The organism is Streptomyces sp. NPDC054757 (assembly GCF_053612185.1).
On the sequence record NZ_JBSHBW010000018.1, the window covers coordinates 111219 to 122874 of the forward strand.

General features: G+C 69.3%; 10 protein-coding genes. 5 read left to right on the top strand and 5 right to left on the bottom strand.

All coding sequences use genetic code 11. The annotated features are described in order from the left end of the window. The first annotated feature begins 225 nt into the window (after window positions 1–225). Window positions 226–753: a GNAT family N-acetyltransferase gene (locus ACWGKJ_RS21635; protein ID WP_385019873.1), complete on the top strand. Its 528-nt coding sequence runs from the start codon at window positions 226–228 to the stop codon at window positions 751–753. 110 nt (window positions 754–863) lie between these two features. Here ACWGKJ_RS21635 and ACWGKJ_RS21640 read toward each other — a convergent pair whose 3' ends face one another. Continuing rightward, on the bottom strand, window positions 864–1643 hold the full coding sequence (locus ACWGKJ_RS21640) for a dioxygenase family protein (RefSeq protein WP_385019871.1): 780 nt from the start codon (window positions 1641–1643) through the stop codon (window positions 864–866). 91 nt (window positions 1644–1734) lie between these two features. Between ACWGKJ_RS21640 and ACWGKJ_RS21645 the strand changes: the two genes are divergently transcribed. Next, on the top strand, window positions 1735–2250 hold the full coding sequence (locus tag ACWGKJ_RS21645; protein ID WP_385019869.1) for a MarR family winged helix-turn-helix transcriptional regulator: 516 nt from the start codon (window positions 1735–1737) through the stop codon (window positions 2248–2250). A 97-nt stretch (window positions 2251–2347) separates the two neighbouring features. Here ACWGKJ_RS21645 and ACWGKJ_RS21650 read toward each other — a convergent pair whose 3' ends face one another. Both ACWGKJ_RS21650 and ACWGKJ_RS21655 read right to left on the bottom strand, forming a co-directional pair. After that, complete coding sequence (locus ACWGKJ_RS21650; protein ID WP_385019867.1) at window positions 2348–3901, bottom strand: MFS transporter; 1554 nt, start codon at window positions 3899–3901, stop codon at window positions 2348–2350. A gap of 410 nt (window positions 3902–4311) precedes the next feature. Next, window positions 4312–4950, bottom strand: coding sequence for a TetR/AcrR family transcriptional regulator (locus tag ACWGKJ_RS21655; RefSeq protein WP_385019865.1), 639 nt, complete (start codon window positions 4948–4950; stop codon window positions 4312–4314). A gap of 263 nt (window positions 4951–5213) precedes the next feature. On the opposite strand from ACWGKJ_RS21655, the gene ACWGKJ_RS21660 reads away from it, so the two are divergent. Beyond that, window positions 5214–6557: a M6 family metalloprotease domain-containing protein gene (locus ACWGKJ_RS21660; protein ID WP_385019863.1), complete on the top strand. Its 1344-nt coding sequence runs from the start codon at window positions 5214–5216 to the stop codon at window positions 6555–6557. A gap of 61 nt (window positions 6558–6618) precedes the next feature. On the opposite strand, the gene ACWGKJ_RS21665 is transcribed toward ACWGKJ_RS21660, so the two are convergent. Both ACWGKJ_RS21665 and ACWGKJ_RS21670 read right to left on the bottom strand, forming a co-directional pair. Further along, window positions 6619–8430 carry a class I adenylate-forming enzyme family protein gene (locus tag ACWGKJ_RS21665; RefSeq protein WP_385019861.1) on the bottom strand — a complete coding sequence of 604 codons (1812 nt, stop codon included), beginning with the start codon at window positions 8428–8430 and terminating at the stop codon, window positions 6619–6621. A gap of 147 nt (window positions 8431–8577) precedes the next feature. Further along, complete coding sequence (locus ACWGKJ_RS21670; protein WP_385019948.1) at window positions 8578–8922, bottom strand: ATP-binding protein; 345 nt, start codon at window positions 8920–8922, stop codon at window positions 8578–8580. A 636-nt stretch (window positions 8923–9558) separates the two neighbouring features. Between ACWGKJ_RS21670 and ACWGKJ_RS21675 the strand changes: the two genes are divergently transcribed. Together ACWGKJ_RS21675 and ACWGKJ_RS21680 are read left to right on the top strand one after the other, a co-directional pair. Continuing rightward, a complete protein-coding gene (locus ACWGKJ_RS21675; RefSeq protein ID WP_385019859.1) occupies window positions 9559–10431 on the top strand; it encodes an RNA polymerase sigma factor SigF in 873 nt (290 codons plus the stop codon). A gap of 308 nt (window positions 10432–10739) precedes the next feature. Further along, window positions 10740–11498, top strand: coding sequence for a FadR/GntR family transcriptional regulator (locus ACWGKJ_RS21680; protein ID WP_385019857.1), 759 nt, complete (start codon window positions 10740–10742; stop codon window positions 11496–11498). Window positions 11499–11656 lie beyond the last annotated feature (158 nt).

Sequence of the window (11656 nt, forward strand, 5' to 3'; positions counted from 1 at the left end):
TCAGTCGCTGTTCAGTCGCTCGGTTTCAGCGGCTCTGTTGTCATTCGGAGTTGTCGTTCGGAACGGGTCGTTCGGAACGTGTGGTGCGGAACGTGTGGTGCGGAACACCCTCTCCGGTGCCCTGCATCTGATGGAAACAACGACTGGAATCCGGACAGAATTCCCATGACCCGCTCTGTTTTTAGTGATCATGCAGTACCCTGTCCCGCCACCAAGGGAGAGCAGATGTCTGCACAGCGTGCGGAAGTGCAGGTCAGGCCGGGCAGAGAGGCAGATCTCCAAGCCCTCACCGACCTCTACAACCACTACATCCGTGAGACTGCGATCACATTCGACACGAATGTCTTCACTCCCGAGGAACGCCGTCCGTGGCTGCTCTCCCACCCAGAAGACGGCCCTCACCGGCTGCTGGTTGCGCAGGAGGTACCTTCTGCCCGGATTCTCGGCTATGCAACCAGCAGCGCATTCCGGCCGAAGGCCGCGTACGCCACGTCGGTGGAGGTGACCGTCTACTGCGCGCCCGCGGCGGCGGGGCGCGGGATCGGCACGATGCTCTACGGGGCGCTGTTCGAGGCGCTGACGGAGGAGGACGTACACCGGGCGTACGCCGGTATCACCCTGCCCAACGAGGCATCCGCCGCGCTGCACGCCCGCTTCGGCTTCACACCTGTGGGCACCTACCGCGAGGTGGGGCGGAAGTTCGGCACGTACCACGACGTCGCCTGGTACGAGAAGGAGCTGGGCGGAGAGTAGCCGTACGCGCCGGCCCGTCCCGTACGCCACCGGCCCGTCCCGTACACCACCGGGCCCGTCCCGTACATCACCGGCCCGGCACGGGCCCGCACGGAACACCCGCCGCCGCCCTACCCGAACTGCACCGACCGCTTCGCCAGTCCCATCCAGAAGCCGTCGATCACATCACGCCGGCTCTCCAGCCCGTCCCCTGCCGCGCCCAGCGTCACGAAGAGCGGTGCGAAGTGTTCCGTACGCGGGTGGGCGAGCGGCGCGGACGGGGACTTGCGCTCGAAGTCGAGCAGCGCGTCGATGTCCTGCGCCTCCAGCGCCTCCCGCCCCCAGGCGTCGAACTCGGCGGACCAGCCGGGGGTGCCCTCGTGCCGCAGCGCGGCCAGGTTGTGGGTGAAGAAGCCGCTGCCGACGATCAGTACACCCTCGTCGCGCAGCGGGGCCAGCCTGCGTCCGATGTCCATCAGCTGCTGCGGATCGAGCGTCGGCATGGAGATCTGGAGCACCGGTATGTCGGCCTCCGGGAACATCTCGACCAGCGGGACATACGCACCGTGGTCGAGCCCCCGGTCCGGGACGTCCTGGACCGGCTGTCCCGCGCCGCGCAGCAGTTTCCTCACGCTCCCGGCCAGCAGGGGCGCGCCCGGAGCGCCGTAACGCACCTGGTAGTAGTGATCGGGAAAGCCCCAGAAGTCGTAGACGAGGGGGACGGTCCCGGTCGCGCCGAGCGCCAGTGGGGCGTCTTCCCAGTGCGCGGAGACCATCAGGATGGCCTTGGGGCGCGGCAGACCGGCGGACCATGCGGCGAGCTGGCCCGGCCAGACCGGATCGTCGGCGAGCGGTGGCGCGCCATGGGAGAGATAGAGGGCGGGCATACGTTCCGGGGCGGTGATGGTCATGGTCGACAACTCCATTACTTGAAGTCTCAAGCGTTCACTCGGAATCAGACCTTAATCGCATCTAGTTTAATATTCAAGAAAGAGTCGTACAGTGGAGCACATGACCTCGGCACCGCCCCCTGACGAACCGCGCTGGCTCAGCGACGAGGAGCAGCGCATCTGGCGCGCGTACCTCCACGCCACCACGCTCCTGGAGGACCATCTCGACCGCCAGTTGCAGCGCGATGCCGGGATGCCGCACATCTATTACGGGCTCCTCGTGAAGCTCTCCCAGGCGCCCCGGCGGCGGATGCGGATGACCGAGCTGGCGATGGACGCGAAGATCACCCGCTCCCGGCTCTCGCACGCGATAGCGCGGCTGGAACGGAACGGCTGGGTGCGCCGCGAGGACTGCCCGTCCGACAAGCGGGGCCAGAACGCGGTCCTCACGCCGGCCGGTACGAAGGTGCTGGAGCGCACCGCGCCCGGCCATGTGGCGGCCGTACGGCAGGCGTTGTTCGACCGCCTCTCCCCCGAACAGATCGGCCAGCTCGGCGAGATCATGCGGGTCATGGCCGAGGGGCTGCAGCCGCAGGGTGAGGACGCGGATCTGCCCTGGCTCCGCTGACGTCTCTCCTGAGACATCCCTGCGGAACCAGGGCAGATCACCCCTGGGCAGCTCCATGCGAGAGGAGCGCCGTCGGACTACCGTCAGCCGGCTCGGCTCAGTGTGCGATCACCGGGATCGGCACCTCGTCCTCGACCGATTCGGAGTCCCCGGAAGCCGAACCGGAACCGGAGCCGGAAGCCACCGGAGTGACCGAGGGGCGACCGGCGTTGATGAGCGTCAGCGCGATCACCGATGCGACGGCCAGGATGCCCACCGCCACCCAGATCGCGTTCGTGTAGCCGTGCACCAGCGCCTGGGCCTGGACCAGCTTCGCGTTGCCGCCGGCCGCCGCGTGCCCCACGAGGTACGCGGTGGTGGCGGATGCGGCGATCGTGTTCAGCAGCGCCGTGCCGATCGCACCGCCCACCTGCTGCGAGGTGTTGACCATCGCGGAGGCGACACCCGCGTCACGCGGGGCGATGCCGTGCGTGGCGAGCGACATGGCGGGCATGAACGCCGTACCCATGCCGAGCCCCAGCAGCACCATGCCCGGCAGGATCACCGACGCGTACGAGGAGCCGACCTCGATCCGGGTCAGGAGCAGCATCCCGACCGCCGCGACCGCGAAGCCGGGGCCCATCAGGAACCGGGCGGGCACCCGGGTCATCAGCCGGGCGCCGATCTGCGTGGAGCCCGTGATCATGGCGGCGACCATCGGCAGGAAGGCGAAGCCGGTCCTGACCGAGGAGTAGCCCTGTACGACCTGGAGGTAGTACGTCAGGAAGAGGAAGAGGCCGAACATCCCGATGATGGCCAGGCCGAGCGAGGCGTAGATGCCACCGCGGTTGCGGTCGGCGACCACCCGGAGCGGCAGCAGCGGGGCCTTGACCTTCGACTCGACAGCGACGAACGCGCCGAGCAGGACGACGGTGGCGATGAACATGCTGATCGTGACCGGGTCGGACCAGCCGTCGGAAGCGGCGCGCGTGAAGCCGTACACCAGCGAGACCAGACCGGTCGTGGAGAGCAGGACGCCGGGGATGTCCAGCGGCGAACGGTTACGGCCGCCCGCGGGCTCCCGGATCACGAAGTACGCGCCGAGTGCGGCGATGGCCGCAAACGGGATGTTGACGAAGAACGTCCAGCGCCAGTCCAGGTATTCGGTGAGGAAACCGCCGAGCAGCAGACCGACCGCGCCGCCACCGCCGGCGATCGCGCCGAAGATACCGAACGCCTTGGCGCGCTCCTTGGCGTCGGTGAAGGTCACGGCGAGCAGCGACAGCGCGGCCGGCGCGAGGAGCGCGCCGAAGATGCCCTGCGCGGCACGGGAGGTGAGCAGCATCGCCTCGTTGGCGGCGCCGCCGCCGACGGCCGAGGCCGCGGCGAAGCCGAGCAGCCCGATGACGAAGGCGCGCTTACGGCCCCACAGGTCGCCGATCCGGCCGCCGAAGAGCAGCAGTCCGCCGAAGGCGAGGGCGTAAGCCGTGATGACCCACTGCTTGTTGGCGTCCGAGATACCCAGGTCGACCTGGGCGTGCGGCAGCGCGATGTTCACGATGGTCGCGTCGAGCACCACCATCAGCTGCGCCAGGGCGATGAAGACGAGCGCTCTCCATCGATTGGGGTCAGGGAGTGATATGTCAGGAGTTTTCGCTATGGGATTCGACATGGCTGTTGACATGACGGGAGCCACCTAGGGGTGCGGAGAGATCAGTGAGATCAGGGAGGTCAGAGAGGTCAGTAGGGCAACGAGAGGGTCCCGGGCAGCAGTTCAGGGGTGAAGAAGAAGTCCTGAGCGTCTGAGCGGGGGTGCGGAAGCAGCACTCCGGGGCGCACTCGGCCGTGCGGTTCACGGGGGTGCGCTTGGCGGTGCGTGTTTCGCGGGTGTGAGAGTCGCGGTGTGTGTTTCGCGGGTGTGAGAGTCGCGGGGCGCTGCGGTCGCGCGCTTCAGGCGCGTACGCGGGCGTGGGGCATCGAGGTCAGGCGGGCAATGCGGGCGTCCTGTTCAGGCGTCGTGGTCGAGCGGTGAATGCGGTCCGTGTGCGGTCCGCAGGTGTTCCGTATGCGTGACGGCTGGTGTCACGTCGGCCGGCGCAGGTCCTCAAGGGTCGCCGGTGACCCCGGAAGTACCGTCCGCGCCGAGGTCTGGAGCCCGTCGAGGAACAGCTGCAGATGACGGTGGACGAAGCGGTCGAGCCCCAGACAGCCCGCGCCGGGCAGCGGCCTGGTGAGCTGGGAGAGGGCGACGAACAGGTCTCCGACCGCGATGTCGGAGCGCAGCCGCCCTTCCTGCCGTGCCCGGCTCATGAGGTCCTCGACGGACTCCGCGAGCCGGTCACGCGCCGCCAGGATCTCCGTGTCCGCGCGGTCGAAGCCGTCCGAGAGCATCGGGCAGAGCGCCCCGATCTTCTCGTCGGCCGCGGCGTGCACAAAACGGCGGAGGGCGGCGAAACTGTCGGGCTCCTCGGCGATGGCCGCCTCCACCTGGTCCGCGAGGCGGGCCATGACGGAGAGCACCACATGCCGGAAGAGATCGATCCGGTCGGGGAAGTGACGGTAGAGCGTGGCGTTGCCGACGCCCGCCCGGCGGGCGATCTCGTCGAGCGGCACATCCGGCCCGTACTCCACGAAGATCTCACGCGCGGCCGAAACGATCCGCTCCCGGTTGCGCAGGGCGTCGGCCCTGGTGCGCGGCCGGACGGCGGTGGCGGTTCCCACGGCGCTCCCCTTCCCTTCCGTCACCGGATCGGTAACCGGAAAAGGACTCCCCGGTTCGCTGTGACACCGGTGCAAACGGGGAAACGGTCCCCAGTTATTTCCCCCGCCGAACGTGACCTGCGCCACAGGGTCGCACCACATCCGGTAAGCCCGGAATGTCCACGATCGGCCCAGCCCAGCGCGCGCCTCCGTCCCGCCCGACACAGGGTGATCGAACGAGCGCAGTTCGGAACCGTCGGCTGCCGCGGACCGAAGGCGAAGGCATGCATGAGACCCGCCCCAGGTCGAGCGGCAGCCCCTCCGGCCGTTCACGGACCCCCCGCTCCCGGATACGTTCCCCCCGGCGCCCGCTGGCCCTCGTCACCCTGACCGCGCTCGCCCTGACCGCGCTGACGTCGGGAAGCACCACTCTGATCCAGAGGACTCCGGCGGGCGGCCCCACCGGGCGGCTCTCCGTACGCGCCGACCACGCCGGATCCTCCGTCTCGCTCAGCCCGTGCCGGATCGGCGGCGCGCTGGGCGTCCAGATGTCCGAGGGGCTGCCGACCGCACCGGGCTACGCCCGCTCGACCGGCGCCGTCCACGCCCTGACCCTCATGATCGACTTCCCGGACGCGCAGGGCTCCGAGCCCGCGATGAAGCGGTACGGCGAGTTCTTCCCGCAGACCTCCACCTGGTACCGCACCAGTTCCTACGGGCGGCTCGACTACCACCCCGAGGCCCCCGTGAAGCGCTGGCTGCGGATGCCGTCGCCGTTCAGCTCGTACGGGATACAGCGGGGCTCCCCGTACCAGCCGGGGTACCGGCGGCTCGCCCAGGACATCGTGAAGGCGGCCGACCGGCAGGTGGACTTCCGCAAGTACGACCTGATCAATGTGCTGGCCTCCCCGAACGCGGGGCCTTCGGCGCTGGACACCGTGCTCTCGGTGACCTTCTCGGGCAATGACGAGGCGCCCGTCGCGGACGGCGTGAAGCTCTCCAACATGTCGTTCATCTACAGCCGTCAGGACGACGGATCGGGCTCGTACAACCACACCGGCTACCGCGTCCTGCCGCACGAGAACGGCCACACCTTCGGCCTCCCCGACCTCTACACATCGAGCGGCGGCGGCTCGGTCGGGCACTGGGACATCATGTCCGAGGACTGGGGGGCCAACAACGACATGCTGGGCTGGCACAAGTGGAAGCTCGGCTGGCTGGACGACAAGCAGGTCAGCTGCGCTTCGACGCCCGGCACCCACGAGGCGGCGCTCTCCCCGCTGGAGACGCGCGGCGGCACCAAGCTCGCGGTGATCCCGATGTCCGAGTCCGCCGCCTATGTGGTCGAGGTACGGACCCGGGCGGGCAACGACGACGCGGTGTGCCGCCCCGGAGTGCTCGTCTACCGGGTCGACGGCGACGTCGACACCGGCCAGGGCCCGGTCTCCGTCAGGGACAGCACCCCGGACAGCGGGGGGTGCACCCTGCGCGCCAATGTCCAGGCCGAACTGTCCGACGCCCCGTACACGGTGGGCCAGACCTTCACCGACGCGGCGCACGGGATCATCATCAACGTCACCGGCAAGGACAGGTCCGGGGACTACCGGGTGCGCATCACACGCTCCTGACAGGAGCCGACCGGCCGCCCGATCCGTTCTGCCGGGTAAGCCGGTATGCCGGGTCAGCCGGTCAGCCGCCCCGCGTCACCTGCTCCTGGACGGGCCCGCGCAGCTCGCGCTTGAGCACCTTGCCCGTCGCGTTTCGCGGCAGCGGCTCCGCCCGTACGAGGACGTACGCCGGGACCTTGAAGGCGGCCAGCGACTCCCCGACATGCGCCCGGAGCGCGTCGGGCGTGGCCTCGCTGCCGTCCCGCAGCTGCACCACGGCGGCGACCTCCTCGCCGAGGACCGGGTGCGCGACCCCGAGCACCGCCGCGTCCAGCACATCGGGGTGCGCGTGCAGGGCGGCCTCCACCTCGACGCAGTACACGTTCTCGCCGCCCCGGACGACCATGTCCTTGATCCGGTCCACCACGCTGACCCGGCCCTCCTGGACGGTCGCGAGGTCCCCGGTCCTGAACCAGCCGTCCTGGAAGGCGGCGGCCGTGGCCTCGGGGGCGTTCCAGTACCCGCGCACGAGCGCCTGCCCGCGCAGCCACAGCTCGCCGACCTCCCCGTCGGGCAGCGCCCGCCCGGACCGGTCCGCGATGCGTACCTCGGTGGCGGGGGTCGGGCGGCCGACGCTCCCGGGGTGGGCGCGGTACTCGGCGCCGAAGTTCGCCAGCACGCCGCCGCACGTCTCGGTCAGCCCGTAACCGTTCCGCGGCTCGATACGCCCGCTGTGCCGGGCCACGACTGTGCGTACGAGTTCGGGCGGGGCCGCCGCTCCCCCGGTGCTCAGCATGGCCAGACTCTCCAGTCCGTCGCCGCCGCGCTCGGCCGCTTCGAGCAGCTGGAGGGCGGTGGCGGGGACGCCCGCGTAGTGGGTGACGCCGTGCGTACGGATGGCGGCCAGGGCGCGGTCCGCGTCCCACTTCCGCAGCAGGACGAGCGTGCCGCCCACGGACATCGCCGCGTAGACGCTGGTGAAAGCGGCCACATGGAAGAACGGGAAGGTCATCAGCGCCACGGGCGCCGGGCCATCGCCGGGGACCGCGCCACGCGCCAGGGTGGAGGCGGCCGCGTGGTAGAGGGGGTTCATCATGGCGCCGACCTGCGCGAGCTGCGTGGCCACCGCGCCCTTGGGGCGGCCCGTGGTGCCCGAGGTGTAGATGATCGTGGCATCGTCCTCGGGGCGGATCTCCACATCGGGCGGGCCGAGCGCGGGGTCGGCGGGCGGCAGGTCCTCGTAGCGCTCGATGCGTGCGTACGCGGGGGGCGCGGCCGGGCAGGAAGCATCCGCGTCGTGGTGGACGTCCTGGTGGAAGGTGACGAGCCGGGGCCGGTCGTCGCCGTCCGGTCGCCCCTGGCGCTCGGCCCACGGCAGCACCCGTCCCAGCCGCTCACCGTCGACCAGCAGCACCCGGGGCCGGCAGTCGTCGAGCGCGTACGTGAACTCGTCCCCGGTCCACCAGGCGTTGAGCGGTACGGCGACGAGCCCGGCCAACTGGGCGGCCCAGAAGGCGATCTGCCACTCGGGGTGGTTCCGCATCGCGACCACCGCGCGGTCGCCCGGAGCGAGCCCGTACACATCGACGAACCGCCGGGCGAGCGCGCAGGCGGCGGCGAAGAACTCGCCATAGGTGTACGTATCGCCCTCGGCGACCAGGAAAGGCTGGTCGCCGTAGGCCCACACGGCTTCCACGAACTCCCGCAGAGTGCGCGGCCCGCTCGCGTACACCGGGGAACCGTCATCGGCGGCGACCACGGCGAAGGGTGCGCCGGGGGCGCTCAGTGCGGCTTCGACGGCGACGGGGCCGGGGACGGAGGCGGCGGGCCGGCCGGTGGGAGCAGCCTGCCCGGTGGGGCCGGGGGAAGCGGTGGGGGGCTCGGTCTGCGGCACTGAAGACCCTTTCTAAGCGCTTGCTCAGTCCCCTGGGACGCTATGCCCGCATCTGCACCCGGTCAAGAACACCCACAGCCCCGGCCTCTCACGACCGCGTCACCGCATCACCGCGTCACCGCATCACCGCATCACCGCATCACCGCATCACCGCATCAGGGTCGCGCAGACGACCTTCCCGCCGCCGGCGGCATCACGTACGGCGACGGTACGGGCGAGCCGCTGCACCATCGGCCAGCCGAAGCCGCCGGTGCAGCCGGTCAGATCGGGGGTGCGGTCCTGCGGATGCGCCGGGCTGGGATCCGCGACGGCGACCTCGACGCTGCGCCGGTCCGCCCTGAGCCGCATGGAGGTCACGCCTCCGGCGTGACGCAGGGCGTTGGTGACCAGCTCTGAGACGAGCAGAACCAGATTCTGTGACACATGCGCAGGCGGGGCGGGGTGCAGGCCACCGAGAAACCTGGAGGCGGCATCCCGGGCCTCCGCCGCGATACGCGGCCGACAGGTCCAGTCGGCGAACTGACGGCCGACGCCGTCCGATTCACTGCCGCGCTCACCCTCGGGCCGCGCACCGGACGCCCCGTCGGACCACCCGTCGGAATTTCCGTCGCGCCGCACGCCGGGCTCGGCGTCCATGCTCCGCTCGCCGACATCCTGCCGCATATGACTCACCCCGCCTAGAGAAACGCCCTTCCTGGCACGCCCGTTCATTTCCTTCTGACTGCGCGCCTACCCCCGGCTGGAGAGTTCAGTGCAATTACTTCCCCATTCACTCGCCCGCAGGAACGGGAGCGAGTGAATGGGAATGAACCGGAATAGGCGGGGAATCAGAAATCCCGGCGGGCCCCCGAAGGATCCACAGAGGGATCCACGCACAGAACGCCGCGCGGACAGGACAGAGAGCGGACAGGACAGAGACAGCAGGCGGGACCGCGACTCGGCAGCGGTATTCGGCAGCGGTATGACGTGACACAAGGCGGATGGGGGCGGATCCACGGCCGCTCCCCCCAGGCATATACGGACAAACCACCACACACCTCTCCTCATTCGTCCCAGAGGGATTGAAGTCCCGATCGCCGGGCAGGAGCGGTCATTGAACGGGGTCCGCTACTTGGGGAGGCTGAAAACATGACGCAGACATCCGCGCATGCCGCCACTGCTACGGCACCGCCGGAGGTGGGCGATCTCCCGTGGATCGAAGACGCGGGGAAGGTCGCACCGAAGGACGCGCGAGAACTTTCTAAGATCTTTTTTGACCAGCTCCAGGTCCTCGAAGAGGGCACGCACGCATACCAGTACGCCCGCAACACCCTTATTGAAATGAACCTCTCACTGGTGAGGTTCGCCGCCAGCCGGTTCCGTCACCGTGGCAGCGGCGAGATGGAGGACATCAACCAGGTCGGCACCATCGGTCTCATCAAGGCCATCGACCGGTTCGACCTGTCGCGCGAGGTGGAATTCACCACCTTTGCCGTTCCTTACATCGTGGGCGAGATCAAGCGCTTCTTCCGTGACACCAGCTGGGCCGTCCATGTTCCGCGGCGGCTCCAGGAGTTGCGGGTCGAGATCGCCAAGGGGAAGGAACACCTGGCGGTCAAGCTCGACCGTGACCCGACCGTCGCCGAACTGGCCGAGCACCTCCAGCTCACCGAGGACGAGATCGTCGAGGGCATCGTCGCGAGCAACGGCTACACAGCCGGCTCGCTCGACATGCCCAACGAGTCGAACGGTGACGGCCAGGCCACCAAGAGCGGCCGCACCTTCGCCGATGTCCTGGGCGAGGCCGACCCCGCCATGGAGACAGTCGAGGACCTGCAGGCCCTGGCACCGCTGCTGAGCAAGCTGGACAACCGCGAACGCCGCATCGTGGAGATGCGCTTCGGCGAGGAGCTGACCCAGTCCCAGATCGGCGAGAAGCTGGGCATCTCGCAGATGCATGTCTCCCGTCTCCTGTCGCGCATCCTGAAGAGCCTGCGCAGCGGAATGCTCGTCGAGGAGTAACGCACCCTCGTCAACCCCGCTCACACGGACCACAGCACCGCGCAGCGCGACCGCGCCGGACACCACCAACCCCGGGTGTCCGGCGCGGTCGCGTTCCGCCCCGGGCCCACCGCCGAGGCCGAGGCACCCCCAGCCCACAGCCCACAGCCCACAGGATGAGGCGACTCATTTGGTCTCGCCGTTGAATGGGAGCCGAACAGCAAGCGGCACAGCTCACAGCCCCTCTATAGTGCTGCGCAGGAAGAGTGCTCTCTATGCACTGACGGCGTTGCCACGGCAATGATTCTCAGACAGGACAGATCTCGTCCATGACAAGTGACCGGAAGAGTGACGCCGCACCTGCCGGACGGGGAAGTCAGCGACTCGCCGAGACCGTGGCGGAGCTGATCGAGAAGGACATCGTGAAGGAGGGCTGGCGCACCGGTTCGGTCCTCGGATCCGAGCGGGAGCTGATCGAACGCTATGGCGTGAGCCGTGCCGTGTTCCGCGAAGCCGTACGGCTCATCGAGCACCACCAGATGGCCCGTATGCGCCGTGGGCCGGGCGGTGGCCTCGTCGTCACCGAACCGGATCCCGGCATCGTCCGCGACGCCGCGCGGGTCTACCTCCGGCACGCGGCCGTCAGCCGCCGTCAGTTGCTTGAGGCTCGGATGTCCCTCGAACTCGCCGGTGTCACCAGCGCGATCGAGAAGCTGACCGAGTCGGGGATCGCCCGGCTGACGGAAGCGCTCGACACCGAGCAGGAGTTGCTGGACCGGGGCGTGACGCTCGGGCACGCGCGCAATCTCCACCGTGTGATCGCCGAGCTGGCCGGCAATCCGGCGATCACGCTCTTCGTCGAGGTGCTGGCCCAGCTCGACCAGGACATGGTGCAGGACGAGTGGGAGTCCGGCGACCAGCCGGACGAGGAGAACCGCGACGCCGCGGCCAAGTCCCACCAGGCGCACCGGGCCATGGTCGAGGCGATCGTGGCCGGCGACGCCGCGCTCGCACAGCACCGCATGCGGCGGCACCTGCAGGCCGTGGCGGAGCTGCTGAAGAACGAGTCCGCGAAGAACGAGCCGTAGCCGCCGCCCGGCTCCCCACCCGATCTCCCGGCTCCCCATCCGATCTCCCGGCTCCCCGTCCGGCCGTGATCCACACGCCAGGGAGCCTGCGTCAAAAAGTGCACTCTTTGGTGCGGGCCGGAGGTGCCGTTCACGCAGAACATCCCCTTCAAAGGCAA

Excerpts from the sequence above, each read along its gene's own strand:
- ACWGKJ_RS21675 (WP_385019859.1), top strand. The coding sequence starts at position 9,559 with ATGACGCAGACATCCGCGCATGCCGCCACTGCTACGGCACCGCCGGAG.
- ACWGKJ_RS21640 (WP_385019871.1), bottom strand. The coding sequence starts at position 1,643 with ATGACCATCACCGCCCCGGAACGTATGCCCGCCCTCTATCTCTCCCAT.
- ACWGKJ_RS21635 (WP_385019873.1), top strand. The coding sequence starts at position 226 with ATGTCTGCACAGCGTGCGGAAGTGCAGGTCAGGCCGGGCAGAGAGGCA.
- ACWGKJ_RS21680 (WP_385019857.1), top strand. The coding sequence starts at position 10,740 with ATGACAAGTGACCGGAAGAGTGACGCCGCACCTGCCGGACGGGGAAGT.
- ACWGKJ_RS21650 (WP_385019867.1), bottom strand. The coding sequence starts at position 3,901 with ATGTCGAATCCCATAGCGAAAACTCCTGACATATCACTCCCTGACCCC.
- ACWGKJ_RS21660 (WP_385019863.1), top strand. The coding sequence starts at position 5,214 with ATGCATGAGACCCGCCCCAGGTCGAGCGGCAGCCCCTCCGGCCGTTCA.